Raw genomic sequence first — 26,268 nt, forward strand, 5'->3', positions numbered from 1 at the left:
CCCCCCTCCCCACCCCCCCCCCCCCCCCCCCCCCCCCCCCCCCCCCCCCCCCCCCATCCCCCCCGCCGCCGTCCGTGCCGGAGGGGCCGGGGCCGGAGGGACCGGGCCGGGGGCCGGCTACGGCCTGGTGAAGGTGTAGTGGGTGACGCCGCTCGGACTGGTCACCGCCTCGGTGCGGAAGCGCCGCTCCAGCCCTTCGAGTCCGCCCCAGAGCGGCTCCCCCCGGCCGAGCAGCACCGGCACCACGACCACGTGCAGGTGGTCGACCAGATCGGCCTCCAGGAAGGCCCGGACGGTGCTCGGGCCGCCGCCGATCCGCACGTCCAGGCCGCCGGCCACCTCCCGGGCCCGGCGCAGCGCCTCCTCGGGGGAGGCGTCGAGGAAGTGGAAGACCGTCCCGCCGTCCATCTCCAGGGAGGGGCGCGGGTGGTGGGTGAGCACGAAGACCGGGGTGTGGAACGGCGGGTTCGGCCCCCACCAGCCCCGCCAGTCCTCGTCCTGCCAGGGGCCGCGCTGCGGGCCGAACTTGTTGCGGCCCATGATCTCCGCGCCGATGCCGTCGCCCCAGGTGCGGGCCATCGCGTCGTCCACGCCGGTGTCTCCGCCCTCCTTGCCGTTCATCCGCCGGAACGTCCGGGTGTCGAAGAACCAGCGGTGCAGCCGGTCGGCGGCGTGGCCGAACGGCGCGTCGAGGCTCTGGCCCTCGCCCGTGCCGTAGCCGTCCAGGGAGATCGAGAAGTTGTGGACCCGGACCAGGGACATCGGTTCCTCCGCCGCTCTGCGCGCCTCACGCGTGTCTCGGGTGCGGACCGCCCGCACCCCGCGCCTGGGCCAAACTAGCCTGGAGCCACCGAACCCCGACGTTCCGTCACCGTCCTCGGGCGTGGCGGGTGCGGCGGATGGGGAGCGCGTGGAGGAAGGGGAGGGGAGCGGGGGAGAAGCGGTGCAGCCGTCACGCTATTGTCGTGCCTTCTTCATCCTGAGCACGCCCGGGCGGGCGATGCTTCGTCAGGCTGCCCGGGAGCAGGGCGGCCGGCATCCCATGACTTGGGGGGACCGTTCCGATGACCGTACGCCGCACCCTGACCGGATTCCTGGCCGCCGGCCTGATCGCCGCCGCGGCGGCGCTGATCCCGACCGCCCCGGCGGACGCCACCACGGGCGGGTCGGGCGACCTGCCGTTCGGCTCCGCGACCACCGTCGGCCTGCACAACACCTACGACCCGGCCGCGTTCCCGTACCTCGCCCAGGGCCTGGACACCGGCACCGGCATGATCGAGCTGGACCTCTGGCCGAACGTCTTCACCAAGACGTGGCAGGTCAGCCACTCCAACCCGTTCGGCAACTCCAACAACTGCACCGCCGCGAGCACCCCCGCGCAGCTCTACGCGGGCGGCACCGACCAGAACCTGGAGAGCTGCCTGGACGACGTCCGGGTCTGGCTCGGGGCGCACCCGGGCGCCGGGCCGCTGGTGATCAAGCTGGAGCTCAAGCCGGGCTACTCGGCCAACCTCGGCATGGGCCCGGACCAGCTGGACGCGCTGATCGCCCAGCACCTCGGCTCCGCCGTACTGCGCCCGGCCGACCTGCTGGCCAGGCCCGGCGGCGGCTCGTACGCGAGCGTCGACGAGGCGGTGCGGGCGGGCAACTGGCCGAGCCGCTCGGCGCTGGCCGGGAAGGTGCTGCTGTACGCGATCCCGGGCACGGTCGAGCTCGGCAACCCCTTCGACACCCTGCACACCGACGTCGAGCAGGGCCGGCACCTGCGCGACCTGGCGGCGGCCGGCCGGATCGGCCAGGCGCAGGTGTTCCCCTCCGTGCTCGGCGCCGCCACCGGCGACCCGCGCGGCCAGTACACCGGGGCGGACGCCTCGATCCGGCCCTGGTTCGTGGTCTTCGACGGTGATGCCTCCACCTACGTCAGGACCGTCGACACTGCCTGGTACGACAACGCCCACTACCTGCTGGTGATGACGGACTCCCACCTGGTCGCGCCGGAGATCAGCGGCACGGACCCGACCGCGGACCAGGCGCGGGCCCGCACCGAGCAGCTGGCGAAGGCGCACGCGAGCATCGTCTCCAGCGACTGGCGCAGGCTCCCGGCGGTGCAGGCGCTGGTGCTGTCGCGCGGCTGAGGCCGGCCCGGCGGCTGACCGGGCCGAGGCCCTGACGGGTACGTCGAGTTGACCGGAGGTGAAGAGTTGGAACGGGGCTTCCGATGGCTCCCGACCGTCGCCATCCTGGTTGTCATGACCCGAACTCTACGCGCGTGGAAGACCCGCGTCGCCGCCACCGCCGCCGTTGCCCTGGTCACCCTCGCGCCGATCGCCGTCGCGACCGAGGCGCAGGCCGCGGTGAGCGGCTCGGTGTGCCTGTCCGCCCTGCCCTCCCAGGCCGGCACCACCCTCGACCTGATCGCCTCCGGCGGTCCCTTCCCGTACAGCCAGGACGGCGTCGTCTTCCAGAACCGGGAGCGCGTGCTGCCCGCGCAGTCCTCCGGCTACTACCACGAGTACACCGTGGTCACCCCGGGCTCGCCGACCCGCGGCGCCCGTCGCATCGTCACCGGCAAGCAGTACCACGAGGACTACTACACCGCCGACCACTACGTGACCTTCCGCAAGATCGACTTCGGCTGCTGAACCGGCCACCGCTCACCGCTCCACCGATCATCGTTCCACCGATCACCGCTCCACCGATCATCGTTCCACCGATCACCGCTCCACCGATCACCGCTCCACCGGGCACCTCCGGGGCCCCGGCGCCGCACCCCGCGCCGGGGCCCCGGGCGCGTCCGATAGCGTCGGGGCGTCCGGCAACGACTCCTGGAGGTTCCCGTGCCGCAGATCCTGGTCGACCACTCGGCCGAACTCGACTTCGACCGGGCGGCGCTGGCCGCCGAGGTCCACCAGGCGATCACCGAGGTGATCGACACCACGGTGGCGGACTGCAAGACGCTCTTCCGCCCCGCCGGCCGGCACCACGTCGGCGACGGGACGAGCGGCGAGGCCGTGGTGCTGGTCGAGGTGAAGATCCTGGCCGGCCGCAGTGCCGAGCAGCGCGCCGAACTGACCGCCCGAGTGCTCGCCGCCCTGCGTGCCCGGATCGACCGGCCCGCCGCCATCGGCGTCCAGGTCACCGAACTCGACCGGGACACCTACCGGTTCGTCCACCACCCCGGCCACTGAGCCCCGGCCACTGAGCCGTGAACTCCGAGCCGTGAACTCCGAGCCCTGCCACCGAGTCCCGTCCGCCGGGCGGGGTCCGGGGAACGGCGGCGGCGCCGGGCCCGTGAGCCCGGCGCCGCCGGTGGAACAGGCCCGCGGTCAGTCCGTCGGGCAGTGGATGCCCGTGGCCGGGACGGTGCCGTCCAGCAGGAACGCGTCCACCGAGGCGCGGACGCACTTGCTCGCGCCGTAGCCGGTGTGGCCCTCGCCGTCGCGGCTGATCAGGACGGCGTTGCCGAGTTCGGCGGTGAGCTTCTCGGCCCAGGCGTACGGGGTGGCCGGGTCCCCGGTGGTGCCGACGACCACGATCGGGGTGGTGGCGGCCGACGTGATCACGTGCGGCTTCTCGGTCGCGCGGAACGGCCAGATCCGGCAGTCCGGGTCGAACAGCGAGGCCATCGGGTCGTGCTTGCCGACCAGCGGGGCCTTGGCGGCGAGGTCGGTCAGCGCGGCCTGCAGCTGCTCCCCGGCCGGGGCGTCGGTGGCGCCGTCGGCGCAGTGGATGGCGGTGTAGGCGTCCGCCGACGGGCCGTAACGGCCTTCTTCGTCACGGCCGTTGTAGCCGTCGGCGAGGTCGAGCAGGTAGTCGCCCTTGCCGCGCACCATCGCCCAGCCGATGGAGTTGCGCAGGCCGTTCCAGGCCTTCTCGCCGCCGTAGAGCCGGCTGAGCACGCCGGTCCAGGCCGCGCTGGAGGTCAGGGTGCGGCCCTTCTCCGTCCTGAGCGGCTTGTCCTTGAGTCCGTCGAGGAAGGCGGCGAGCTTCTGCGGGGCCTGGTCGGCGTCCTTGCCGAGCGGGCACGCGTCCTTGGTGACGCAGTCCGCGGCGAAGGCCTTCAGCGCCCGCTCGAAGCCGGCCGACTGCTCGATGTTGTGCTGGATCAGCGAGGTGGAGGCAGAGGTGGCGCCGTCCAGGACGAGCCGGCCGACCCGGTCCGGGAACTCCTCGGTGTAGAGCGAGCCGAGGTAGGTGCCGTAGGACATGCCGAGGTAGCTGAGCTTCTGGTCGCCGAGGGCGGCGCGCAGCACGTCCATGTCCCGGGCGGTGTTGCGGGTGCCGACGAAGGGCAGGACCTGTGCGTACTTGGCCTGGCAGGCGTCGGCGAGCTGCTTGCCGTGGTCGTCGCCGGCCTGGTCGGTGTTGAGCCAGGCGTCCCGGGCCCGGTCGTCCAGGCAGTTGAGCGGGCTGGTGCCGCCGGTGCCGCGCGGGTCGAAGCCGACGATGTCGTAGCGGTCGTGCAGCGGGCCGTCGAGGCCCTTGGGGTCGTAGGTGACCATCTGGACGCCGGAGCCGCCCGGGCCGCCGGGGTTGAGCAGCAGCGAGCCGATCCGCTGGTCGGGCTTGGTGGCCGGGTTGCGGACCACGGCGACGTCCAGGGTGCCGGCGGCCGGGGCGGTGTAGTCGAGCGGGACCTTGAGGGCGGCGCACTGGAGCGCCGAGATGTCCTCCTTGTTCTGCGGGTCCTTCGCGCAGGGGCCCCAGGCGAGCTGCTGGCCGTAGAAGGCCTTGAGCGCCGGGTCGGCGGCACCGGTGGGCTTGACGGTCGGGGTGGGCGTCGGGGTGGCCGTCGGCGTCGCGCCGGCGGGGGCCGTGGTGGTCGCGGGCGCGGCGGCCGTGCCGCTCCCGCCGGTGCAGCCGGCCAGCAGGGCTGCGGTGGCGACGGCTGCTGCGGCGGCGGGCAGGATGCGCCGCGGATTCCTGGTGATCATGAAATGCACGGCACAGGAATATCACCTGCCTGTCACATCGGTCACATGGGATTCTCGGAGTTCTCCGCACGGCGCCGCTCCCGCGGTGGTCGGGGGTGATGCCGTCCGCCGGGCGCGAGGGGTGATTCCGCGGGGCGCCGAACGATGCCATGCTGAGGTCATGACAGAAAGCAGTGCGGTGGCCCCGCTCCGTGAGCAGGCGGAAGTCGGTGGCCGGCGGAGGGAGTTGGCCGCGGCGACGGTCGGATCGGTGGTCGAGTCCTTCGACTGGAGCGTCTACGCCGTCCTCGCGCCCTACTTCGCGGCGGACCTCTTCGGGCACGGCAAGCACGGCGTCAGCGGCGTGCTCGGCGCGTACGTCACCTTCGCGGTGGGCTTCGTCGCCCGGCCGGTCGGCTCCTACCTGATCGGGCGCCTCAGCGACACCAGGGGACGGCGCTTCGCGCTGAGCCTCGGCATGGCGGTGATCGCCGCCGCCAGCCTGGGCATCGCCGTGATCCCCGGCCAACAGGCCATCGGAGTCTGGGCGGCACTGCTGGCCGTGCTCGCCCGGGTGGTGCAGGGGCTCGCCTTCGGCGGGGAGGCGCCGAGCGTGGCCGCGTACGTGACCGAGACCGCCCCGCCGCGGCACCGCTTCGCGTTCAGCTCGATCTCCTACGGCGGGATCGTCCTCGGCTCGCTGCTCTCCTTCGGGGTGCTCACCGTGCTGATCCACACCATCGGCAAGTCCGGTCTGGAGAACGGTGGTTGGCGCCTGGGCTTCGCGGTCGCCGCACTGCTCGGGCTGGCCGCCGTCTGGGTACGGCGGTGGGCGCCGGAGAGCGCGGAGTTCCGCCGCACCCGGGAGCGCGCGCGGCGCACCGCCCGCCCGCCGTTCCTGCGGACGCTGCGCGAGCACCGCTGGGCGGTGCTCACCGTCTTCCTCAACACCCTCGGGGGGACGGTCGGTTACTACTTCGCGCTGGCGTACCTGCCGCAGTACGCCGCCGCCTACCACGTGGTCGGCAAGGAGGAGGCGGCCTCCTTCATGACGGTGGTGCTCGTCGTGGTGCTGGCCACCATGCTGCTCACCGGCGTCGCCGCCGACCGCTTCGGCCTGCTGCCGGTCGCCCGGATCGGCTTCGGCCTGCCGATCCCGATGGTCGGCATCCTGCTCGCCGGGCTGCGCCAGGGCTGGCTGCCGTTCCAGGTCGTCGCCGTGCTGCTGGGGATGCTGGTGGCCACGGTGCTCGGCACGCTCAACGTCTTCACCGGGCTGCTGTTCCCGACCGAGGTGCGGGCGGTCGGCCTCGGCGTGGTCAACGCGACCACCATCGCCGCGTTCGGCGGCACCTTCCCGCTGCTCGCCGAGTGGCTGAACGGCCGTCATCTGCTGGGCCTGATCCCCGGATACGTCACCGTCTGCACGGCCGGCCCGGCCCTCGCGCTGCTGACGGCGATGAAGGTGCCGTCCTTCGCCGCGGCCGTGCGGGGCGCGGAAGCCTCGGTTCAGCGGACACCGGGAACCGCCTGACGGACAGTCATCCACTGTGGTTGAGTGGTCCGGACCATTGCTGATCGGGGAGGGCGGAGCATGGGTGCCGACGCATCGGGTGCGGACATACCGGACACTGCCGGACGGGACGCCGGAACATCGGACGCCGGTCCGGGTGTCGGTGGTCCGGACGACTGGGGTCCGGACGACTGGGGGTCCTACGACCGTCCGCCGGGGACCGGCCTGTCGGAGAGCTGGCTGACCGAGCCCGGGTTCGAGGAGCCGCCGCAGGTGGACCTGCGCACCGACCGGGCGCACTCGGCCCGGGTCTACGACTACCTGCTCGGCGGCAAGACCAACTTCCCCGCGGACCGCGAGGTCGGCGACCGCGTCCTGGCCGACCTGCCCGGCGTGCGCGCGGACGCCACCGCGGCCCGCGCCGTGATGCACCGGATGGTGCGCCGGCTCGCCGAGGTGCACGGCGTGCGCCAGTTCCTGGACGTCGGCACCGGCATTCCGACCGCGCCCAATCTGCACGAGATCGTGCAGTCCGTCGACCCGGCCTGCCGCGTGGTCTACGTCGACAACGACCCGATCGTGCTCGCCCACTCGCGCGCCCTGCTCACCAGCACCCCCGAGGGCCGCACCGCCTATGTCCAGGGCGACCTGCGCGAACCGGAGCGGTTCCTCGCCGACCCGGCGGTGGCCGGCACCCTGGACCTCCGCGAGCCGGTCGCCCTGACGCTCATCAACATCGTCCACTTCCTCTCCGACGAGGCCGCGCACCCGCCCGTCCGCAAGATCCTGGACGCCCTGCCCGCCGGCAGCTTCCTCGCGCTGTCCGCGGGGACGGCCGACATCGCGCCGGAGCGCAGCGCGGCCGCCGCCCGCCGGTACGAGGAGGCCGGGATCACGCTTCACTTCCGCTCGCGCGAGCGCGTCGAACTCTTCTTCGCCGGGCTGGAGTTGGACGATCCGGGGGTGGTCCTGATCAACCACTGGCACCCGGAGCTCGCCGAGGCCCCGGCCCCGGGCGGGGACACGGTCTCGGTGTACGGGGGAGTCGGCCGCAAGGCATAGTCGGATCCTTCCCTGTCAAAACGATCGTCTTTACGTGCTCATGTCATTAAAGTGACTGCCCGTCGAACCCCCCACTCGGCAGGCGGAGATTTCATGACCATTGCACGCAGGTCCATCCTCAAGGGCACCTCGGCGGCCGGAGCCGCCCTCGTGGCGGCAGGGACGGCGGCCGCGCAACCCGCGGCCGCCCAGCCGGCCGACGACGCGCCCGCCGGTCCGCTCCTGCAGACCACCCCGCACCGCGCCGGAACGGCCTCGGTGACCGGGCTGCACCTGCAGTTCGGCACCGACGCCAGTACGGAGATGACCGTCTCCTGGCTCACCCCGCAGTCCGTGCGCCGACCACAGGTGCGGTACGGCTCACCGGACGGCGGCCTCGGCCGGGTCGTCCAGGCCGAGACCCGTACCTACCGGGACTCGATCGACAAGGTCGAGGTGTACGTCCACCACGCGCGGCTCACCGGGCTGCGCCCGGGCACCACCTACCTCTACAGCGCCGGCCACGACGGCGCCAACGCCGAGACCGGCACCTTCACCACCGCCCCGCGCGGCCGAACCCCCTTCACCTTCACGAGCTTCGGGGACCAGGCCGCGCCCAACCTCCGCCGCCGGATCACCTTCCCCGACGGCATGCCCTCCCCGCTCGGCAAGTACCCCGTGTTCATGAGCAGCCAGGTCGGCACCGCGGCCTCCGCCGACATCGTCGCCGCCGTCGAACGCGTCGGGCCGCTGTTCAACCTCATCAACGGCGACCTCTGCTACTCCTCCTACGCCGGCCGCCACGGCCAGAGCCGCACCGCGACCTGGGCCGACTGGTTCATCAGCAACAGCCGCTCCACCCGGCTGCGGCCCTGGATGCCCTGCGTCGGCAACCACGAGAACGAGGGCGGCAACGGCCCGATCGGCGCGACCGGCTACCAGGCCTACTTCACCCTCCCCGACTCCTCGGCCTCCTCCGACGAGGAGACCCGGGGCATGTGGTACGCCTTCACCGTCGGCTCGGTGCGCTTCATCAGCCTCGCCAACGACGACGAGGCCATCCAGAACTCCGGCGACGTCTACCTGCGCGGCTACTCAGGAGGAGCCCAACGGCGCTGGCTGGAGCGGGAGTTGCGGGCGGCCCGGGGCAACCGGGCGATCGACTGGATCGTGGTCTGCATGCACCACCCGATGATCTCCAGCTCGATGCACGGCTCCGGCAGCGACCTCGGCCTCCGCGAGACCTGGGGCCCGCTGTTCGACGCCTACGGGGTCGACCTGGTGGTGTGCGGCCACGAGCACTACTACGAGCGCTCCCACCCCGTCCGCGGCACCCTGCCCAACGACACCCGCACCCCGGTGCCGACCGACACCCGCACCGACCTCGTCGACACCGGGCGGGGCACCGTCCACATGATCATCGGGGCCGGCGGCAACGCCGCCACCACGCAGGACGACCTTTTCGAGAAGCCCAAGGGCCGGGTGGTCGTCGGGCTGGAGGACCCGAAGCCGGGCGCGCCCTACCGGGAGTCGGTCTGGGTCACCGAGGACGCGCCCTGGGCCGCCGTCCAGGACCGCACCCACGCCCACGGCTTCGCGGCCTTCGAGGTCGACCCGGGCGACCGGCGCGGCGGCACGACCACCATGAAGGTCACCTACTACACCTTCGACGGACCCCACGGGGACCTCACCCCGGTGGACACCTTCACCCTGTACCGGCGCCGGACCGACGGGCGCGACGGCTGACGGCCGCGTGGCCCGGCGCCGGGCGGCTCAGCGCCGGGCAGCCGGCTCAGCGCCGGAACAGGCCGGTGAGCACGTCCCACCAGCCGCGGCGCTGCGCCGGGACGGCCCCGACGGCCCCGACGGCCCCGACGGCCCCGACGGCCCGGCGCGCTCGGCGTTCCGGGGGCCCCGACGGCCCCGACGGCCCCGACGGCCCGGCGCGCTCGGCGTTCCGGGGGCCCGGGACGGCCTGCTGCGCCGCTGAGCCGCCCTGTTCCGCCTGCTGGGTCCCGGCCTTCGCCTGCTCCGCCTCCGCCTCCTCGGCCTCCGCCACCGAGAGCGGGTCCGGCTCGATGTCGCGGGCGGTGAACTCCACCGGCAGCTCCGTCAGATGACGGGAGATCCAGGCCGAACTCCAGGTCAGCTCCTCCTCGGGCACCGCGAGCCGGACGTCCGGCAGCAGGGTGAGCAGGATGTCGATCCCGGCCTCGGCGACGTGCCGCCCGATGTCCTGGCCGGGGCACTCGTGCGGACCGGCGCCGAAGGACAGATGGGAGCGGTTGCCGTACAGCGGGGCCGCCAGGTCGGGCCGGACCACCGGGTCCACGTTGCCCGCCGCGAGCCCGAGCAGCAGCAGGTCCCCGGCACCGATCTGCTGACCGCCCAGCTCGGTGTCGGCGGTCGCCCAGCGGCCGGCCACCAGGGACATCGGCGGGGAGTCCCAGAGCACCTGGTCGAGCGCCTCGCCCAGGGTCATCTGGCCGCCGGAGAGGTGGGCGCGGAACCGCGGGTCGGTGAGCACCATCTTCAACGAGTCGGCGATCAGGTTGACGGTGGTCTCGTTCGCGGCCAGCAGCACCACCCGCAGGTGCTCCATCACCTCGTCCTCGGTCAGCCCGGCCGGGTGCGCCAGCAGACGGCTGGTCAGGTCGTCACCGGGGCTTTCGCGCTTGATGGCGATGGTCCGGCGCAGACCGGCGACCACGTACTCGTTGCTGGCGATCGCCGTCTCGGTGCCCTTCATCAGGTCCCGGGCGGCGGTCACCAGCTGCGGCCCGTACTCGTCCGGCATGCCGAGCAGCTTGGTCATCACCAGCATCGGCAGGTGCTCGGCGAACTGGGAGATCAGTTCGGCCCGGCCGGTCGGCCCGACCACCTGGACCAGGTCGGTGGTGAAGCGGCGGACGTGACGGCGGATGCCGCGCCGGTCGAAGCCGTTCAGGCCGTCCAGCAGCGCGCCGCGCAGCCGGCGGTGCTCGTCGCCGTCCGCGAACACGCAGATCGGCTGCCAGGCGACCACCGGCAGCAGCGGCGAGTCCGGCGGGACCTCGTTGTTGCGGAAGGCGCTCCACAGGCGCGAGTCCCGGGAGAACAGCGAGGGCGTGCGCATCGCGGCGATGTTGGCGCCGTGGCCGAGCACCAGCCAGGCCCGGTGGTCGCCGTGCAGCAGCACCGGGGCCACCTCGCCGTACTCGGCGCGCAGCTTCTCGTACAGGCCCGCCGGATCGCTCTCGGCCTCCGGCCCGTACAGGCGGCGCAGGCCGCCGGGGCCGGTCGGGGAGATGCCGCCGCCCGCGTGGGCCGGGCAGCCGGGCGGCGGGGCGGCGGGCGACGCGGGGCCGGCGGGGATGGCGGGTTCGGGGAACGGGGTGGTCACGGGGGTCTCCGGTCGCGGGTGGGTTCGGTGACGGGCGGTCGGTGGGGGTGGTACGGACGGACCGTCGGCTCAGCCGGTGGACGGGGCGGCCAGCTCGTACAGGTAGTGCATCAGGGTCATCAGGGTGTCCCGGCTGGACTCCCGGCTGCGCGCGTCGCACGCGACGATCGGCACCTCGGGCGGCAGGTCCAGCGCGTCCCGGACCTCGTCGAGCGGGACGGGCGGCGCCTCCGGGAAGCCGTTGACGGCCACCACGAAGGGCACGCCGCGCTCCTCCAGACGCCCGATCACCTCGAAGCTGACCTCCAGCCGGCGGGTGTCCACCAGCACCACCGCGCCCAGGGCGCCCTCGAACAGCCCGTTCCAGAGGAACCAGAACCGCTCCTGGCCGGGGGTGCCGAAGACGTAGAGCACGAGCCGGTCGCTGATGCTGATCCGGCCGAAGTCCATGGCCACGGTGGTGGAGGTCTTCTGCTCGACCCCGGTCGGGTCGTCCACCCCGACCCCGGCCTGGGTCATGGTCTCCTCGGTGGTCAGCGGGCGGATCTCGCTGACCGCCCCGACCAGCGTCGTCTTGCCGACGCCGAAGCCGCCGACCACCACCACCTTGACCGCCGTGGTGACGGTGTCCGGCAGCAGGTCCGAACCGGCCGGCCCGACCACCGTGTCAGAGCCGCTGAAGTCCATGGATCACCGCCTCCAACAGGGCACGGTCGGGAAGCTCCGCCGCGGGCACGGCGGAACTGCGGGCCTCGATCAGCCCGTCGTCGAGCAGGTCCGCCAGCAGGACGATGACCACGCTGACGGGCAGCTCCAGGTAGGCGGAGACCTCCGCCACCGAGAGCGGGGACCGGCACAGCCGCAGGATGGCGGCCTGCTCCGGCTGGTGGGCGGGGGTCGGCTCCGCACGGGAGACGATCAGGGTGACCAGGTCGAAGACCCCCGGTCCGGAGGGGCCGCTGCGGCCCCGGGTGATGACGTACAGCCGGTCGGGCTCGGGGCCGTCCCAGCCACCCTTCTCGGCCGTCATGCCACCGCCTCGCTGTGCTCGTTCATGTGCCCGTCCCGCCGCCGGAGCCCACCGCGGCGGGCCGGGCCGGGTGCCGGTTCACGCGACCGCCTCGGGATTGCGCGGCGGGGTGGACAGGTGCTCGCCGATCCGGGCGACCAGGTCGCGCATCTGGTGGCTCACCAGCCCGGCGTCCACGCCCTCGTCGGCGAGCACCGCGAGGTAGGCGCGGTCACCGGCCGCCATCAGGTAGAAGTAGCCGCCGTCCACCTCGATCACCACCAGCCGCATCGAGCCGTCGCCGTGCGGGAACTCGTGGCCGATCGCGCCGGCCAGGCTCTGCAGCCCGGCGCAGGCGGCGGCGAGGCGGTCGGCGGTGTCCGGGTCGGTGCCGTACTGGGCGATCCGCAGGCCGTCGGCGGACAGCACGATGACGTGGCGCACGCACGGGACGCTGTCCGCGAGGTCGTTGAGGATCCAGTCCATGTTGTTGCGGTGCGGAATCACTGCTCGCCCTTCCCTGCCGTGTCTTCACTGGTGTGCGCGGCGCTGGTGTGTCCGGCACCCGCCTGTCCGGTACCCGTCCGTCCGGCACCCGCCCACCCGGAGTCCGTCCGTCCGGGGCCCGTGGTGCGTCCGGCGTCGGTGGTGCGACCGGCGTCGGTGGCGGATCCGGCACCCGCCGGGCCGGACGGGCCCGGCCCGGTGCCCTTGATGCCGTCCATGAACGCCTCCAGCCACAGGCCCGGCTGCTTCGGCTCCTTGGCGGGGCCCGTCGCCCGGGCCGGCGGCCCCGCCACCGGTCCGGCGGGCTGCGCCATCGGCCCGGCGGGCTGCGCGGTGGCGCGCGCGGCCCCGCCGAAGCCCCGCGGCATCATCGGGCGGCTGCGCCGGCGCTGCGGCAGGCCGTTGGGCGTCCACTCCGTCACGATCACCTCGTCGTCCCCGGCGCCCGGGCCGGACGGCCCCCACGGGTTGGTCGAACCGTAGGACGGCCCGACGCCGGCCGAGGTCGTCCGGGTGCCCCAGGGACGGCCCGGGGCCGCGTGCCGGGGCGGGTTCGCCGGGAGCGGACGGGGGCCGGAGAAGGCGCCGATGCCGTGCGCCCGCCCGGTCGGCGGCGCGGTGGTGAGCAGCTCCTGCGGCACGACCAGCACCGCCCGTACGCCGCCGTACGCGGAACGGCGCAGCGAGATCTGGAAGCCGTACGCCTGGCAGAGCCGGCCGACGATGGCGAAGCCCAGCCGGGGGGACTCGGTGAGGTCGTCGAAGTCCTTGGAGACCATCGCCTCGCGGATCGAGCGCTCGGCGCGGAACCGGGCCTCGTCGGTGAGGCCGAGGCCGCCGTCCTCGATCTCGATCGCCATCCCGCTCTGCACCTCGGAGGCGCTCAGGTGCACGTGGGTGTGCGGCGGCGAGTAGCGGGTGGCGTTGTCGAGCAGCTCGGAGACGGCGTGGATCAGCGGCTCGACGGCCGGTCCGGTGACGGAGATCTGCGCCACCGGGTGCAGGTCCACCCGCTGGTACTCCAGGATCCGGGACATGCCGCCGCGCAGCACGCTGTAGAGCGCGATCGGCCGGGTCCACTGCCGGCCGGGGCGGGCGCCCGACAGGACCGCGATGCTGTCGGCCAGGCGGCCGGTCAGCGCGTTGCCGTGGTCCAGGCGCAGCAGGTCGTCGAAGACCGCCGGGTCGTTGCCGTGCCGGTCCTCCATCTCCCGCAGGTCCTTGGCCTGCCGGTGGATGATGGCCTGCACCCGGCGGGCGATGTTGACGAAGGCCCGCTCGGCCGAGTCGCGCCGGCTGACCTCGTCGTCGACGGCCTTGGCGACGGCCTCGGCGACGGCCACCAGGGAGCGGCGGAACCGCGGCGACACGGGGGCGTCGCTCTCCTCCAGCGGGCGGGTCAGGACGTCGAAGGAGTACCCGTAGCGGGCCCCGGCGACGATCCGGCGCATCTCGCCCCGGGCGAGTCGGTCCAGCTCGTCCTCCTGACCGGCCAGCCGGCGTTGGAACTCCTCCACCTGCCGGGCGTGCCGGTCGCGCGACTCACTCAGCGCCCGCCCGCGGCGTGCCGACTCGGCGGCCACCACGGCCACCAGCACGGTGCCCGTCGCCCCGCACCACAGCACCCCGGCCCGGGCCCCGGCGGACACCACCGCCGCGGCGACCGCCACGGCCACCGCCATCACGGCCGTCGGCAACAACCAGCCGAGCAGGGGCGCTTGGCGCCGTCTGGCGAGTGACGATCCAGCTCGAAGCATTCAGCATCCTCAAACGATCGGAACAGCAAAGGGGGACAGGCGGGGGGATCGGCTCCGCGGGCGTGGTGGTGCAGCATAGCCAAGTTCAGGACATCCTGACCGAAAGTCAAAGATACCGTCCCGCAACCGACTTGTCGTATCCAGCCGGACAACACCGACATCTCGCACACCAGTCGCAACCCGGAGCGGCCACCGCCCTCCCACCAGGCTTCTCGCCCCGCCGCCCGCGCGCCGCCGACCCGCTCCGGATTCGCTCATGCGAAGGGTTTCCTCGCCAAGTCCCGCCACCTCGCGCGGAGTTCGTGCTAAGCGCGGCGAACCGGGTCAATCGGGCGGGAGGCAATCACCCGGAAGGGGATTCACGGCCGGGCCTGGCGGGCCGCACCGCGGCGTCCCGATTCCCCGGCCCGCGGTGACCGATCTCTCCTAGGGTCGTCGCATGGACGATCACGACAGCCGAGCACCGGATCCGCTCGGCCGGAACCTGCGCCACCTCATGGGCGACGCCGTCTGGACGGGCATGCTGGCGGAGGCGTTCGAGCGCCGGCACCCGATCGGCACCACCCTGCTGCGCCAGGGCGAACCGGGCACCCACGTCCTCGCGCTGCTGGCCGGAGTGGCCAAGGTGAGCCGGCGGGAACGCAACGGGGACGTCCGACTGCTGGCGTTCCGCGGCCCCGGCGAACTCCTCGGGGAAGTGGCCGTCCTGGACGACGGCGTCCGCTCGGCCAGCGTCCAGGCGATCTCGGACTGCACGGTCGTGGTCGTCACCAAGGCGGCCTTCCTGCGCTTCGTCGCCGAGCACGGGCTGTTTCCCGTGCTGGTCCGCTACGCCATGAGCCGGCTGCGGGAGTCCGACCTGGCCCGGACCGGAGGCGACGTCGTCCCCAGGCTGGCGGCAGCCCTGGTCGCCCTGGCCGACCTCTCCGCAGGGCCGGTGCCGACGGCCGGTCGCCGCATCGAACTCGCCCTGACCCGCGACGAACTGGCCCAACACCTCGGAGTCTCCCGCAACACCGTCACCGCGGCCCTGGTGTCCCTGGCCGCCCACCGCGTCGAAGCCGGCCGGAAGTCCATCGCCCTCGACGACCTCCCCGCCCTCCGCCGGGCGGCCGCATCCCTGCGCGACTGACGAGCCGTCACCTCACTCCTCCGTCGATGTGACCTCCGTCACTCGTTTTCCGCACCGAGTGAGCACACCGCGCCACGCGACCTCGCGAAGCTTGGTGGCGCAAGGTCAGCACGGGAACCACAAGGAGCAGAGAATGACGGAGTTCGACCAGCCGACGCCCGAGGCCAGCGCCCTGCCGTACAGCCGCAGCCGGCACCTCCCGCCGTACCGGGGCATCGTCGCCGTGGACGCCAAGGACTTCACCGGATACCCGGCGATCGAGCACGGCGTGATCAGCAGGTCGGTGCCGCAGGTGCTCCAGTGGTCCTTCGAGCGGGCCGGACTGGGTGACGTCTGGCAGGACCGGAGGTTCCCCAACTCGACCGGCGACGGATACGTGTTCGGCTTCGACCCGGCCTGGATGCCCTTCCTCGTCCACCCCTGGCTGAACACTCTCCAGGAGGTGCTCACCGAGTTCAACGTGCACTCGGTCGGGACGGTGCGCATCCGGCTGCGGGTCAGTCTCAACATCGGCCCGCTGCCGGACACCGGCGGCGAGTTCGACGGCAACGGCACCCCGCGCAACGACACCCACCGGCTGCTCGACTCCCGCCCGGTGAAGGCCATGCTCGCCGCCTCCAACGAGAGCATCACCCACGTCGCCGCCATCCTGTCCGACCGGTGCTACCAGGACGCGGTGGCGAGCGGCTACACCGGGCGCCACCCCGACCACTTCATCGAGGTACCGGCGACCGTCGAGGGCAAGCGCTTCGACCAGCAGGCATGGCTGTACGTGCCCTCCCCGTCCGGGAACCTGTACGACCGCAGGATCCTCGGCGACGCCGTGGTGGAGGAGCAGGAGGGACGGGACAGCCGGAAGCCGGACCGGCCGGCGGAGGGGCGCCGGGCGCCCAGGACGGTCGCGACGCAGCGGGGCGACGGCAGCAACCTGAACAGCGGCACGGTGTACGGCGGTCAGAGCGTCACCAACGCGGGGGGCGACGCGTACGGAGGCTTCGGCGGCGACTACGTCCGGGGCAACAAGGACACCGTCCACGGCGACAAGAACGAGCACCACCGGTGAGCCCCGACGAACGTCCGGCCATCGAGGGGCCGCCGGGCGCGGCGGACGACTTCGATCCCGATTTCGGCATCGACGACGACCTGGCGGATCGGTTCGCCGGTTGGGGAGGGGGCCGCCCGCATGTCATCTTCGCGCCGGGTGGCAACATCAACACCGGTTCGGTGCACGGGGACCAGCGCGTCGAGAACGGTGGTGCCGGGGCCGCCCCGGGCGGCGGCGAGCGGGTCGAGGCGCAGGACGGCCCCATCTCGTCGATGGAGATCCTGGCCGCACGGACCGGTTTCGCGGAGCCGGACTGCTTCGCCGAGGGGCTGAGTGCGCTCGGCACCCGCCTGCTCTTCCTCGCCGGTGACCCCGGTACCGGACGCCGCACCACTGCGCTCAACCTGCTGTTCGAGGGCGGCGGGAACACCATGGCCCTGCGCGCGCTCGACAGCGACTCGGACCTGTCGTCCTGGCGGCCCACCCACAGCGAGGCGCGCGGGTACCTGGTGCACGGCCTGTCGCCCGCGGTCCAGCTCGGCCCCACGGCTATCGCCAAGCTGCGAGCCCGGCTGGAGTCGGCCGACGCCTGCATGGTGGTGCTGCTGCCGCACGACCCGGGCGTGCTCCGCCGTCTCATCCGCGAGATGGACATCAGCCCGGTGGCCTATGCGCCTCCGGCACCGCGTGCGGTCTTCGACGCACGGCTGGAGGCGGTACTGCCCGACGAGGAGCGACGCCGGGACCTGCTGGATCGACTCGGGCCGGACCTCGACGAGTTGCTGGCGCCCCAACTGGTGCCGGCCCAGGTCGTCGAGCTCGTGGACGAGGTGACGCGGGCCCGCGAGGACGATCCCGAACTGGCCGACCTCGGCCAGCGGCTCAGTTTCCTCGCGGAGACGGAGGTCCCCGACCTCCTGAAGGAGCTCCGTGAGGACCCGGACGCGCTGGCGTTCCTGCTGGTGACGAGTGTCCTGGAGGGCCTGGACCACCGGATCGTCCTGGACGAGACCGACCGGTTGCTCAAGCTGGCCGACGGTCGCCTGGACGCGGTACTGCGGCCGAACGCGGACGGAGACGGCCAGGCGCCCCGGCCGAACCCGCGGTTCGTTCTCCGGCGCTCGCTGGACGAACTGCTGGCGACCGTTCGGGCCGAGTACGCGCCCGGTGGGACCCTGCGGACGTCGACCTACACCTATACGGTGGAGCCGATCTGCTTCAAGCGGCATCGGCAGGCGGAGACGGTGTTGCGGCACGTGTGGCGGCAGTACGGGGACGTGCCGGGACTGCTGACCGAGTGGATCGACAAGGTGCACGATTCCGATTCCGATTCCGACCTGGCCGAGCCCATGGGGCGGGTGGTGGGGCTCGCCACGGGGTGGAGCGGTGGCCGTCAGGCCTTGCGTCACATCCGCAAACTGGCCAAGTCCGAGCACATGCAGAGCCAGAGCATCGCCGCGTACGCGCTGGGGATCGCGGCCCAGGACCCGATTCTCGTCGGCGAGGTGAAGCACCGCCTCAACAGCTGGAGCAACAGCGGCGGCTGGCAGCTCCGGTCGACCACGGCCGGTGCCTGTGGCGGAGACTTCGGAGCGGCCCGGCCGGAATTCGCGCTCGCACTGATCCGGCGCTGCTACCGCGGGGAGGACGAGCACGAGCGCATCGTTGCCGCAAGGGCGCGCGGGGCCCTGTGGAGCCTCTTCCACGGCGGAAACCAGACGGCGGTGTTCCGCAAGCTCATCGAGTGGGCGGACCGGTCCGAGCGTGACGCCGCGCTCGCGCACACGGCCTTCCTCGAACTGATTCGAGAACCTTCGTGGTTCCCGCAACAGCTGCTCCTCCAGGGCGAGTTCGGTGAACCGGTGATGGCCTTCGTTCGGCGCTGCCTCAATGACGAGATCCTCTTCGACAGCTCGCGTGCGAGGCTGCTCGGCTGGTGCCGTCGGGCCGTCTGGGACGAACCCCTCCGAGCCGCTGTGGAGACGCTGCTCACAACGCTCGCCCAGGAACTGAGCCCCGGCGAGCTGAGGCTGATGGTCGAGATCGACCGCAGCGACGACCCCGACCTGGTCGGCCGCGACATCGCCCACCGCGCCCTGGAGGCCTGGCGGCGCGGCGAGCCGCAGCCCTACCGCTCCGCTCCTGCCTTCGGAGGCCCCCGATGACCCTCGACACCGACCCACCCGTCTACACCCAGGCCACCCGCGCTCCTTGGCGGGAGATCCTCCGGCACCGCTGGTCCGGGCGGCGCGACCGTGCGCTGGTCCTGGGGGATCGCCACGGGGTGTACCACCAGCTGGGGAAGGGCCGTCCGAACCCGGGGGGCGGGGTCGCCGCTCGGCTCGGGCTGCGCGGATTCGACCAGGCGTACCTGGTCGACCTCAACGAGCGGCCGGGCACCCGGGATGTTCGCCTTCCCACATCCTTCGGTACGGCCTCGCTGGAGGTCCACGTCCTCTGGTGGGTCCACGACGCCGCACGGGCCGTGCAGACCCGGACCAGCCTGGGATGGCTGCCGGTGCGCAAGGACCTCGACGGGCGCCTGTACCAGCTCAGGGAGCAGTTCGCCGCCGCGGGCACCAGGCTGGGCCCCGAGGAGCTGGTCCAGTACCTGGCGGCGCCGTACGTGCTGCCCCACTACGGCCTCGGTTACCGCGTCACCGACGTCTCCACGCGGGAGCACGGCAACGAACTGCGCCTGGGGGAGCCGGACGCGATGGACGTGCCCTTCGACTGGACGTCCAAGAGCCAGGAGGAGTACGCGTTCTGCCGGCGCCAGGTGCAGGACGGTCCGGTCGCCCTGGCGGCCCTCTGGCTCGCCAGGAAGCCGGACGAGGTGCGCGACGTCCTGGACTGGGTGGTCAACCACTCCGACCTGCTCCGGGGCGAGACCACCTGGCAGGACAGGATGGCCCTCATGCTGGGCAGACTGACGGAGCAGGAGCAGGAGGAGCTGTCCAGGATCCTGCGGGACCGCCTGGTCGCCCTCGGGCGGCAGGTCCCCGGGCCGGCCCCGCAGCCCGGTGGGCCGGGGCCGGGCTTCACCAAGCTCCACACCCACGTCAACGGCTGGGCCGGCGGCGTTCCGAACGGGGTGCCGCGATGACCCCGGCAGGCGTGCGTCGCGGGCCGGTGCGCCGCGCGCCCCGCCGGCGTTCCGCGGCCAGGAGCCCTCGACGGGCGGCCCCGCGACGGCCCCGGCGATCCGTCGCGCCGATAGCGGAGACCAGCCCGTCCTCGGTGTCGGCGATGGAGCGCCTGATGGCGGCGAACAGCGCGGAGCTCGTCCGGGCCGACACCAAGGCCGCCGTCTTCCTGGCCTTCACCGGTGCGGTGCTCGCCACCTTCGTCCCCCTGGACGGCGGCGCCGGTTCCGGCTCCCTGGCGTGGACGGTTCCGTTCCTGCGGTGGAGTGCGGTGGCCAGCGCCCTGCTGGCGGTGGGCTGTTTCGCCTCCGCGCTGGTTCCCCGTCATCGCAAGGGGCGGCGGGGTGCCGCGGCCGGTCCGGGGTACTTCGAGCACATCGCCCCGGGTGCGGGCCCGGATCGGCTGCGTCGGGCCTTCGAGCGGGCCGGGCACGATCCGGCGGGCCCGCTGCTCTCGGCACTGGCCGGTACCAGTGCGATCATCCGCGCGAAGTACCGCTGGATCGAGGCGGGCACCGTCCTGCTCCTGCTGGCGCTGCCCCAGTTCGTGCTCACGCTCCGGCCGCTGTGACGGCGGGCCGCTGACGGGCCCCGGCCGCACCACCGCGGCCGGGGGCCGGTGGCACGGTCGGGGGCAACGGATGTTGCGCGACAGGGCAATGATGGTTGACGGCTTCCGGCTCAGGTCCGTACAGTGCCGGGCCATGGAGACGGGCGATCTTGGTCGGCGGGTGGCGGAGGATGTGGCCGGTGGCGGTGGGGTGGAAGGGCTGCGGCGGCTGTCGGGGGTGATCGAGGCGCTGGAGGAGCGGCGGACGGAGCTGGTGGAGGAGCTGCGGCGCGGGCGGGAGGCGACCTGGGAGGAGATCGGGCGGGCCTGCGGAATGACGCGGCAGGGCGCGACCAGGCGGTGGGCCGGACGGCTGCGGGCGCGGTCGTTCGGGGTGGCGGTGGACGCGTACCAGCACGGCCGACCGGGCTATCCGCGGGCGCTGATCGGCTCGGCGGTGCCCCGGGAGGCCCGCCGGGTGCTCGATCTGGGCGCCGGGACGGGCAAGTTGACCGGTCTGCTGGTCGACGCGGGCCTGGACGTGGTGGCGGTCGAGCCCGACGAGGGGATGCGGGCGCGGCTGGCCGCGACGGTGCCGAAGGCGGCCGTCCGGGCGGGCTCGGCCGAGCACATCCCGCTGCCGGACGGCAGCGTGGACGCCGTGGTGGTGGCGCAGGCCTGGCACTGGTTCGACCCGGCGGTCGCGGTGCCGGAGATCGCCCGGGTGCTCGCCCCCGGCGGCACGCTCGCGCTGGTGTGGAACGTCCGGGACGAGTCCGAACCCTGGGCGGCCGCCCTGGGCGTGCTGATGCACCGCGCGGCGCCGCCGCGGATCGACACCAGGCCGGTCCTCCCGGCGCCGTTCGGTGCGCCAGAGCGGCTGGAGATCGGCTGGGAGCACGTCACCACCCGGGCCGGGATCGTCGACATGGTCGCCTCGCGCAGCTATGTGATCGCGCTGCCGGAGGACCAGCGGGTGCGCCTGCTGGCCGACGTCGAGCAGCTGCTGGCCACCCACCCGGACCTGGCCGGCCGCGAGGAGATCACCCTGCCGTACGTGACGAGGTGCACCCGTGTCCGTCTCGGCTGAGCACGGTCGGCGTGCCGCGGCGCGGCCCGTGGTGCTGCGCCGGCTGGGCGTCGCGGACGCCGAACCGTACCGGGCCTTCCGGCTGGCGGCGCTGCGCGGGACGCCGAGCGCCTTCACCTCCAGCCACGCCGAGGAGGCCGGCAGGCCACTGTCGGAGACGCTGCACCGGCTGGCCGGGGCCGAGGCCGGGCCGGGCGCGCTGATCGGCGCCTTCGACGGCACCGGCACGCTGGTCGGCACCGCCGGGCTGAAGGTGCCGCAGCGCGGTCAGGAGCGGCACAAGGGCACGCTGTACGGCATGGCGGTGGCCCGCAGCGCCGCCGGGCGGGGGATCGGCCGGGCCCTGGTGCGGGAGGTGCTGCGCACAGCGGTGCGGGACGGGCGGCTGCGGCAGGTGCTGCTGACCGTCTCGGAGGGCAACGAGCCCGCCCTGCGGCTCTACACCGCCTGCGGCTTCGAGGTGTGGGGGCGCGAGCCGAGGGCCGTCCTGGTCGACGGGCGGGCGGTCGCGAAGCTGCACATGGTGCGCCTGCTGGACGGGGACCGCGCGGAGGCGGCCGGGCGCTGACAGGGGCGGCCGACAGCGGTCGGCCTGGACCGCTCGGCCGGCCACGGGCGGGCTGCGACGGTCCGTCGTCAACGGCTCGGCGGCGGCGGCCCGCTGACAATTGTCACGGTGCGCCGGTGTGCGAACACACTGCCGCTGGAAACAGGTCCACGACCAGCATGGATGCCATGAACTCCACCGACCTGCAGGACCCCGACACCCGTCGGGCCTTCCGCACCGTCCGGCGACTCGTGCTCGCCTACCTCGGCCTCAGCGTCGTCACACTGGCGGCCGCCGTCGCCCTCCGTGACCACCACACGATGGTCAACGCGCCGGTGCTGGTCCGCGGCACCATCGTCGTGGCCAGCGCCGCCCTCACCCTCCTGCTGACCGTCCGGGCCGCCAACGGCTCCCGGGGCGCGTTCCGGCGGCTGCGGATCCTCTCGGCCGTCATGCTGGTCGCCATCGCCACGATCATCGCCCTGCCGGGGACCTTCCCGGTGTGGATGAAGGTCGAGCAGGGCGTCTGCGGGCTCGCCCTGCTGGGTGTGGCCGCGGTGGTCAACGGACGGCACCTGCGTAGCCTGTTCGCCAGGCTCTGAGGAGGGGGACACGAGGGTGACCGGCCTCGACCGCGCGGGCGACGACCGCGAGCGCGACCACGCGGGAGACCGCGACCGCGCAGGCATGGACCGCGCAGGCATGGACCGCGCAGGCATGGACCGCGCAGGCATGGACCGTGCGGGTATGCACCGCGCGGGTATGGACCGCGCGACCGCGGCCCCCGGCCCGGGGGCCGCACCGGGCCCCGTCCAGCACTGGGGCCACGGCTGGCGGCGCCCGCTGCTGGCCAGCGGGATGATGGTCTTCCCCGCGCTCACCGCCGTCGCCGTCGGCGGCACCGTCTCCGGGGCGGCCGCGGTGGCCGGGTACGCCGTGGTCGTCGCGTTCTGCCTCTGCTACGCGCTGCTGGCCCTCGCCCTCGGGCTGGGCCGGCGGCGCTGGACGACGCCACTGCTGGCGATGATGACGGCACTGTTCCTGGCCGCGCTGCCGTTCGCCCACGAGGACGCCTTCTTCCTCGCCACCGTGGTCGTCTCCGCGGTGGCGATCCAGTGGCGCGAGCACGCCGCCCGGGTGGTGGCGGCCGGCACGCTGGCCGCGCTGGTGGTGCCCTGGGCGGTGCGCCCCTGGCACACCGGTCCGGGCGGATTCCAGGCCCTGGCCCTGCTGTTCACCTCGCTCACCTGTGGGGCCTTCGCCGGGATCGCCGCCACCAACGACGCCCTGGTCGCCGCCCGGGCCGAGGTGGCACGGCTCGCCTCGGAGGCCGAGCGCAACCGGATCGCCCGGGACCTGCACGACCTGCTGGGGCACTCGCTCACCGCGATCACCGTCAAGTCCCGCCTCGCCCAGCGGCTCGTGGGCAAGGACCTGGACCTGGCGGTGGCGGAGATGGCGGCGGTGGAGACGCTGTCCCGCCAGGCGCTGTCCGACGTCCGCGCCGCCGTCAGCGGCTACCGCGAGGTGACGCTGGCCGGCGAGATCGCCCGCGGCCGTGAACTGCTGCGCGCCGCCGGGGTGGTGGCCGACCTGCCGACGGCGGCGGACGCGGTCGCGCCGGGGGAGCGCGAGCTGTTCGGCTGGGTGCTGCGCGAGGGGATCACCAACGTGGTCCGGCACGCCCGGGCCGAGCGCTGCTCGGTGTTGCTCACCGCCACCTCGGTGGAGATCCGCGACGACGGGGCCGCCGCCGCCCGGAGCGGACCGGGAGGGCCGGGCGGTGCAGGCGGTACGGGCCACGGCCGGGGCAACAGCGGTACGGGCGACGGCAAGGGCCTGACCGGACTGCGGGAACGCGTCGCCGCGGTGGGCGGTACGGTCGAGGCCGGCCCGCTCGACCCGCGCGGGTGGCGGCTGCTGGTCACCGTCCCGCCGGGCGGTCCGGGCCCTGCCGGACCCGAAACCGCCGGACCCGAAACCGCCGGGCCGGACGCCGCCAGGCCCGACCCCGGCCGGCCCGACCCCGGCCACGAAGGAACGACATGACGATCCGCCCGATCCGCCTGCTGCTCGCGGAGGACCAGGAGCTGGTCCGCACCGCGCTGTGCACCCTGCTCGACCTGGAGGACGACTTCGCCGTGGTCGCCGCCGTCGGCCGCGGCGACCAGGTCGCGGAGGCGGCGCGGGAGCACCGGCCGGACGTCGCCCTGCTCGACATCGAGATGCCCGGGCTGGACGGCCTGGCGGCCGCCGCCGTGCTGGCCCAGCAGGCGCCGTGGTGCCGGGTCGTCATCCTCACCACCTTCGGCCGCGCCGGCTACCTGCGCCGGGCCATGGAGGCGGGCGCGCTCGGCTTCGTGGTCAAGGACGCCCCGGCGGAGGTGCTGGCCGACGCGATCCGCCGGGTCGCGGCGGGGGAGCGGGTGGTGGACCCGGAACTGGCCGCCGCCACCCTCGCGGCGGGCGTCTCCCCGCTCACCGCCCGGGAGCGCGACGTGCTGAACGCCTCCCGTTCGGGTGCGGGGGTGGCCGAGATCGCCGCCAAGCTCTACCTGTCCGAGGGGACGGTCCGCAACTACTCCTCCTCGGCCATCGCCAAGACCGGCACCCGCAACCGCAGCGAGGCCCTGCGGGTCGCCGACGAGCGTGGCTGGCTCTGACCACTGTCCCGGCCGGCAGCGCCCGGCCGCCGGGCTCCGGCTCTCTCCTGCCGTCGGCGTGCGCAGGCCGCGACGGCACGGACGCGGCCGTGGTGCCGCCCACCCGGTGGAGGCGGGCGGTACGCGGGGCGTCCGGTCAGCGGGCGAACTTCGCGACGGCCGCCGGGGTGACGGGGGTGAAGAAGTTGACGAGGTTGCCGTCGGGGTCGCGGAACAGCAGCGAGCGGTTGCCCCAGGGCATCGTGGTGGGCTCGTTGACGAAGTCCGTGACGAACCCGGACAGGCTGCGGTGGACCCGGTCCACGTCGTCGACGAGGAACTCGGTGATCACGCTCTGGTTGGCCGCCGGCCGGGCGGAGCCGGGGGCGAACAGCGGTACGGTGCGGACCCCGGCGATCGCGAGGGTCGCGCCCGCCGTCCGGAGTTCGGCGAAGTCCTCGGTGGCCCACTGCGCCCGGACCGCCAGGGCGCGTTCGTAGAAGTCGACCAGGCGGGCGACGTCGCCGGTGATGATGCGGATCGAAACGAAGTCCATGGGGTGTTCTCCTCGGTCATGCCGGAACGGAAGCGGAAGCGGAAACGGAAGCGGAAACGGCCGCGGTCGTGCGGTCGTCCGGTCATCCGGTCGTGCGTTCGACAGACTAGGAGGAATAGTGGACAGAATCGGTCCCCTATTCGTTCTAGACTTTCGCCATGTCCCGACCCACCGGCCGCGTGCTGACCCTGCTCGAACTGCTGCAGTCGGGCGGCACCCGCACGGTGGCCGAGCTCGCCGACCGGCTCGGCGTGGACGGCCGAACCGTGCGGCGCTACGTGGACCACCTGGTCGACCTCGACGTGCCCGTGGAGTCCGTACGCGGCCGGTACGGCGGCTACCGGCTCTCACCCGGACACCGCCTGCCCCCGCTCATGCTCGGGGACGACGAGGCCCTGGCGGTGCTGCTCGGCCTGCTCACCGGCCCCAGGGCCGGACTGGCGACGGCCGAACGCACTGCGGGGGAGACCGCGGCGGCCAAGATCCGGCGGGTGCTGCCCCGGCACCTCGCCGGCCGGCTCGGCACGCTCCTGGAGTCGCTCTCCTTCACGGACCGGCCGCTCGGGACCACGGACCGGCCCGGCGAGGCCGGCGCACCGGACACCGGGGTCCTGCTCACCCTCGCCGACGCCGTGCGCCATCGACGGCCGGTCGCGGTCCGGTACACCGACCGCCACGGCCGGCCCAGCGAGCGCACGCTGCATCCGTACGGGATCGTCGCCCACGCGGGCCGGTGGTACGTCACCGGCGCGGACGCGGGGATCGGCCAGGACCGGACCCTCCGGCTGGACCGGGTCACGGACGCGAGGGCCCTGCCCGGCTCCTTCGAGGCACCGACCGGACCGGCCCCGGCCGAGCGCGTCGTGTCGGGCCTGGCCACGGCCGACTACCGGCACGAGGTGACGCTGCGGATCCGCGCGACGCCCGAGTGGATCCGCCGCCACCTCCCGGAGAGCGTCGCGATCCTGGTCGAACCCGAACCCGAACCCGAACCCGAACCCGAACCCGAACCCGAACCGCGGCCGGAGCCGGAGCCGCGGCCGGACGCGGACCGGAGCTCCGAGCGCTGGCTGCGCGTCGAGCTCCGGGCGGAGCGACTCGACTGGCTGCCTCCGGTGCTCGCCGCGATCGACCGGCCCTTCGTGATCGAACGGCCCGAGGAGCTGCGAGGCCTCGTCACGGCCCTCGCCGACCGCCTCGCCTCGCACGCCCGCCGGACCTGACGGAACCGCAGCGTCTGCCCGGACCGCCGGGGAGGCCCCGGCGAAGCCGGGGGCCCGCTCCCCGTAGGCGAATTCGAGGGAGCGGGCCCCGGTGTTTCCTCAGGGTGCCGGGAGCGTAGCGCGGGGCACTGACAATGACGCTGATACTCGGGTTCCGGTGGTCGTGGCTCGGGCCCGGCCGACGCGCGGTCGTCCGGACCCGGGGCGCACCGACA

General features: G+C 73.6%; 25 protein-coding genes. 17 read left to right on the forward strand and 8 right to left on the reverse strand.

Annotated elements, in window-relative coordinates; genetic code table 11:
* Positions 1 to 117 precede the first annotated feature (117 nt).
* On the reverse strand, positions 118 to 762 hold the full coding sequence (locus tag ACZ6EM_RS19850) for a dihydrofolate reductase family protein (protein WP_452180836.1): 645 nt from the start codon (positions 760 to 762) through the stop codon (positions 118 to 120).
* A gap of 302 nt (positions 763 to 1,064) precedes the next feature.
* Between ACZ6EM_RS19850 and ACZ6EM_RS19855 the strand changes: the two genes are divergently transcribed.
* The 3 genes from ACZ6EM_RS19855 (at position 1,065) to ACZ6EM_RS19865 (ending at position 3,188) form a co-directional block, all read left to right on the forward strand.
* Positions 1,065 to 2,135: a phosphatidylinositol-specific phospholipase C domain-containing protein gene (locus ACZ6EM_RS19855; RefSeq protein ID WP_401054958.1), complete on the forward strand. Its 1,071-nt coding sequence runs from the start codon at positions 1,065 to 1,067 to the stop codon at positions 2,133 to 2,135.
* A 114-nt stretch (positions 2,136 to 2,249) separates the two neighbouring features.
* Positions 2,250 to 2,642 (forward strand): ribonuclease, encoded by a 393-nt coding sequence (locus tag ACZ6EM_RS19860; protein ID WP_465772861.1) that lies wholly within the window; start codon positions 2,250 to 2,252, stop codon positions 2,640 to 2,642.
* A 195-nt stretch (positions 2,643 to 2,837) separates the two neighbouring features.
* Complete coding sequence (locus ACZ6EM_RS19865) at positions 2,838 to 3,188, forward strand: 5-carboxymethyl-2-hydroxymuconate Delta-isomerase (protein ID WP_465772862.1); 351 nt, start codon at positions 2,838 to 2,840, stop codon at positions 3,186 to 3,188.
* Positions 3,189 to 3,326: 138 nt separating this feature from the next.
* Here ACZ6EM_RS19865 and ACZ6EM_RS19870 read toward each other — a convergent pair whose 3' ends face one another.
* Complete coding sequence (locus tag ACZ6EM_RS19870; RefSeq protein ID WP_465772863.1) at positions 3,327 to 4,934, reverse strand: alpha/beta hydrolase; 1,608 nt, start codon at positions 4,932 to 4,934, stop codon at positions 3,327 to 3,329.
* 160 nt (positions 4,935 to 5,094) lie between these two features.
* Here ACZ6EM_RS19870 and ACZ6EM_RS19875 point away from each other — a divergent pair, with 160 nt between their 5' ends.
* The 3 genes from ACZ6EM_RS19875 to ACZ6EM_RS19885 all read left to right on the forward strand — a co-directional run bounded on the left by ACZ6EM_RS19875 (position 5,095) and on the right by ACZ6EM_RS19885 (position 9,213).
* Positions 5,095 to 6,447, forward strand: coding sequence for an MFS transporter (locus ACZ6EM_RS19875; RefSeq protein WP_465772864.1), 1,353 nt, complete (start codon positions 5,095 to 5,097; stop codon positions 6,445 to 6,447).
* 60 nt (positions 6,448 to 6,507) lie between these two features.
* Positions 6,508 to 7,488, forward strand: coding sequence for an SAM-dependent methyltransferase (locus ACZ6EM_RS19880; protein WP_465772865.1), 981 nt, complete (start codon positions 6,508 to 6,510; stop codon positions 7,486 to 7,488).
* Positions 7,489 to 7,581: 93 nt separating this feature from the next.
* Complete coding sequence (locus ACZ6EM_RS19885) at positions 7,582 to 9,213, forward strand: purple acid phosphatase family protein (RefSeq protein ID WP_452180838.1); 1,632 nt, start codon at positions 7,582 to 7,584, stop codon at positions 9,211 to 9,213.
* Positions 9,214 to 9,259: 46 nt separating this feature from the next.
* Here ACZ6EM_RS19885 and ACZ6EM_RS19890 read toward each other — a convergent pair whose 3' ends face one another.
* The 5 genes from ACZ6EM_RS19890 to ACZ6EM_RS19910 all read right to left on the reverse strand — a co-directional run bounded on the left by ACZ6EM_RS19890 (position 9,260) and on the right by ACZ6EM_RS19910 (position 14,122).
* A complete protein-coding gene (locus ACZ6EM_RS19890) occupies positions 9,260 to 10,849 on the reverse strand; it encodes a cytochrome P450 (RefSeq protein ID WP_465772866.1) in 1,590 nt (529 codons plus the stop codon).
* Positions 10,850 to 10,918: 69 nt separating this feature from the next.
* A complete protein-coding gene (locus ACZ6EM_RS19895; RefSeq protein WP_359898353.1) occupies positions 10,919 to 11,536 on the reverse strand; it encodes a GTP-binding protein in 618 nt (205 codons plus the stop codon).
* Entirely contained in the window at positions 11,517 to 11,879 is a 363-nt protein-coding gene (locus tag ACZ6EM_RS19900) for a DUF742 domain-containing protein (protein WP_359898354.1), read from the reverse strand. The genes ACZ6EM_RS19895 and ACZ6EM_RS19900 overlap by 20 nt, the downstream gene beginning before the upstream one ends.
* 78 nt (positions 11,880 to 11,957) lie before the next feature.
* Complete coding sequence (locus tag ACZ6EM_RS19905) at positions 11,958 to 12,344, reverse strand: roadblock/LC7 domain-containing protein (RefSeq protein ID WP_380551404.1); 387 nt, start codon at positions 12,342 to 12,344, stop codon at positions 11,958 to 11,960.
* A gap of 17 nt (positions 12,345 to 12,361) precedes the next feature.
* Positions 12,362 to 14,122, reverse strand: coding sequence for an ATP-binding protein (locus tag ACZ6EM_RS19910; protein WP_465772867.1), 1,761 nt, complete (start codon positions 14,120 to 14,122; stop codon positions 12,362 to 12,364).
* 439 nt (positions 14,123 to 14,561) lie between these two features.
* On the opposite strand from ACZ6EM_RS19910, the gene ACZ6EM_RS19915 reads away from it, so the two are divergent.
* The 10 genes from ACZ6EM_RS19915 (at position 14,562) to ACZ6EM_RS19960 (ending at position 24,295) form a co-directional block, all read left to right on the forward strand.
* Positions 14,562 to 15,254, forward strand: coding sequence for a Crp/Fnr family transcriptional regulator (locus tag ACZ6EM_RS19915; RefSeq protein WP_465772868.1), 693 nt, complete (start codon positions 14,562 to 14,564; stop codon positions 15,252 to 15,254).
* Positions 15,255 to 15,387: 133 nt separating this feature from the next.
* Positions 15,388 to 16,317, forward strand: coding sequence for a hypothetical protein (locus ACZ6EM_RS19920; protein ID WP_465772869.1), 930 nt, complete (start codon positions 15,388 to 15,390; stop codon positions 16,315 to 16,317).
* Positions 16,314 to 18,464 (forward strand): hypothetical protein, encoded by a 2,151-nt coding sequence (locus ACZ6EM_RS19925; RefSeq protein ID WP_465772870.1) that lies wholly within the window; start codon positions 16,314 to 16,316, stop codon positions 18,462 to 18,464. The genes ACZ6EM_RS19920 and ACZ6EM_RS19925 overlap by 4 nt, the downstream gene beginning before the upstream one ends.
* Positions 18,461 to 19,405, forward strand: coding sequence for a hypothetical protein (locus ACZ6EM_RS19930; protein WP_465772871.1), 945 nt, complete (start codon positions 18,461 to 18,463; stop codon positions 19,403 to 19,405). The genes ACZ6EM_RS19925 and ACZ6EM_RS19930 overlap by 4 nt, the downstream gene beginning before the upstream one ends.
* A gap of 155 nt (positions 19,406 to 19,560) precedes the next feature.
* On the forward strand, positions 19,561 to 20,016 hold the full coding sequence (locus ACZ6EM_RS19935) for a Pycsar system effector family protein (protein ID WP_465772872.1): 456 nt from the start codon (positions 19,561 to 19,563) through the stop codon (positions 20,014 to 20,016).
* A 133-nt stretch (positions 20,017 to 20,149) separates the two neighbouring features.
* Positions 20,150 to 21,085, forward strand: a complete 936-nt coding sequence (locus ACZ6EM_RS19940; protein WP_465772873.1) for a class I SAM-dependent methyltransferase — start codon at positions 20,150 to 20,152, stop codon at positions 21,083 to 21,085.
* Positions 21,069 to 21,653 (forward strand): GNAT family N-acetyltransferase, encoded by a 585-nt coding sequence (locus ACZ6EM_RS19945; protein WP_401044516.1) that lies wholly within the window; start codon positions 21,069 to 21,071, stop codon positions 21,651 to 21,653. The genes ACZ6EM_RS19940 and ACZ6EM_RS19945 overlap by 17 nt, the downstream gene beginning before the upstream one ends.
* Before the next feature lie 167 nt (positions 21,654 to 21,820).
* The gene (locus ACZ6EM_RS19950; protein ID WP_401044513.1) at positions 21,821 to 22,234 is read left to right on the forward strand and encodes a hypothetical protein; all 414 of its coding nucleotides are present in this window, start codon (positions 21,821 to 21,823) and stop codon (positions 22,232 to 22,234) included.
* A 16-nt stretch (positions 22,235 to 22,250) separates the two neighbouring features.
* A complete protein-coding gene (locus ACZ6EM_RS19955; protein WP_465772874.1) occupies positions 22,251 to 23,681 on the forward strand; it encodes a sensor histidine kinase in 1,431 nt (476 codons plus the stop codon).
* Entirely contained in the window at positions 23,678 to 24,295 is a 618-nt protein-coding gene (locus ACZ6EM_RS19960; RefSeq protein ID WP_465772875.1) for a response regulator transcription factor, read from the forward strand. The genes ACZ6EM_RS19955 and ACZ6EM_RS19960 overlap by 4 nt, the downstream gene beginning before the upstream one ends.
* Before the next feature lie 136 nt (positions 24,296 to 24,431).
* On the opposite strand, the gene ACZ6EM_RS19965 is transcribed toward ACZ6EM_RS19960, so the two are convergent.
* Complete coding sequence (locus ACZ6EM_RS19965) at positions 24,432 to 24,830, reverse strand: VOC family protein (RefSeq protein WP_401044537.1); 399 nt, start codon at positions 24,828 to 24,830, stop codon at positions 24,432 to 24,434.
* A 158-nt stretch (positions 24,831 to 24,988) separates the two neighbouring features.
* Here ACZ6EM_RS19965 and ACZ6EM_RS19970 point away from each other — a divergent pair, with 158 nt between their 5' ends.
* A complete protein-coding gene (locus tag ACZ6EM_RS19970) occupies positions 24,989 to 26,053 on the forward strand; it encodes a helix-turn-helix transcriptional regulator (RefSeq protein WP_465772876.1) in 1,065 nt (354 codons plus the stop codon).
* The last annotated feature ends 215 nt before the right edge of the window (positions 26,054 to 26,268 follow it).

This window comes from Kitasatospora sp. NPDC041917 (genome assembly GCF_055589745.1).

Bases quoted from the DNA above. Each gene is read 5' to 3' on its own strand.
- ACZ6EM_RS19850 (WP_452180836.1), bottom strand. From the start codon at position 762: ATGTCCCTGGTCCGGGTCCACAACTTCTCGATCTCCCTGGACGGCTAC.
- ACZ6EM_RS19855 (WP_401054958.1), top strand. From the start codon at position 1,065: ATGACCGTACGCCGCACCCTGACCGGATTCCTGGCCGCCGGCCTGATC.
- ACZ6EM_RS19860 (WP_465772861.1), top strand. From the start codon at position 2,250: ATGACCCGAACTCTACGCGCGTGGAAGACCCGCGTCGCCGCCACCGCC.
- ACZ6EM_RS19870 (WP_465772863.1), bottom strand. From the start codon at position 4,934: ATGATCACCAGGAATCCGCGGCGCATCCTGCCCGCCGCCGCAGCAGCC.
- ACZ6EM_RS19875 (WP_465772864.1), top strand. From the start codon at position 5,095: ATGACAGAAAGCAGTGCGGTGGCCCCGCTCCGTGAGCAGGCGGAAGTC.
- ACZ6EM_RS19880 (WP_465772865.1), top strand. From the start codon at position 6,508: ATGGGTGCCGACGCATCGGGTGCGGACATACCGGACACTGCCGGACGG.
- ACZ6EM_RS19885 (WP_452180838.1), top strand. From the start codon at position 7,582: ATGACCATTGCACGCAGGTCCATCCTCAAGGGCACCTCGGCGGCCGGA.
- ACZ6EM_RS19895 (WP_359898353.1), bottom strand. From the start codon at position 11,536: ATGGACTTCAGCGGCTCTGACACGGTGGTCGGGCCGGCCGGTTCGGAC.
- ACZ6EM_RS19900 (WP_359898354.1), bottom strand. From the start codon at position 11,879: ATGACGGCCGAGAAGGGTGGCTGGGACGGCCCCGAGCCCGACCGGCTG.
- ACZ6EM_RS19905 (WP_380551404.1), bottom strand. From the start codon at position 12,344: ATGGACTGGATCCTCAACGACCTCGCGGACAGCGTCCCGTGCGTGCGC.
- ACZ6EM_RS19910 (WP_465772867.1), bottom strand. From the start codon at position 14,122: ATGCTTCGAGCTGGATCGTCACTCGCCAGACGGCGCCAAGCGCCCCTG.
- ACZ6EM_RS19915 (WP_465772868.1), top strand. From the start codon at position 14,562: ATGGACGATCACGACAGCCGAGCACCGGATCCGCTCGGCCGGAACCTG.
- ACZ6EM_RS19920 (WP_465772869.1), top strand. From the start codon at position 15,388: ATGACGGAGTTCGACCAGCCGACGCCCGAGGCCAGCGCCCTGCCGTAC.
- ACZ6EM_RS19930 (WP_465772871.1), top strand. From the start codon at position 18,461: ATGACCCTCGACACCGACCCACCCGTCTACACCCAGGCCACCCGCGCT.
- ACZ6EM_RS19935 (WP_465772872.1), top strand. From the start codon at position 19,561: ATGGCGGCGAACAGCGCGGAGCTCGTCCGGGCCGACACCAAGGCCGCC.
- ACZ6EM_RS19940 (WP_465772873.1), top strand. From the start codon at position 20,150: ATGGAGACGGGCGATCTTGGTCGGCGGGTGGCGGAGGATGTGGCCGGT.
- ACZ6EM_RS19950 (WP_401044513.1), top strand. From the start codon at position 21,821: ATGAACTCCACCGACCTGCAGGACCCCGACACCCGTCGGGCCTTCCGC.
- ACZ6EM_RS19960 (WP_465772875.1), top strand. From the start codon at position 23,678: ATGACGATCCGCCCGATCCGCCTGCTGCTCGCGGAGGACCAGGAGCTG.
- ACZ6EM_RS19965 (WP_401044537.1), bottom strand. From the start codon at position 24,830: ATGGACTTCGTTTCGATCCGCATCATCACCGGCGACGTCGCCCGCCTG.
- ACZ6EM_RS19970 (WP_465772876.1), top strand. From the start codon at position 24,989: ATGTCCCGACCCACCGGCCGCGTGCTGACCCTGCTCGAACTGCTGCAG.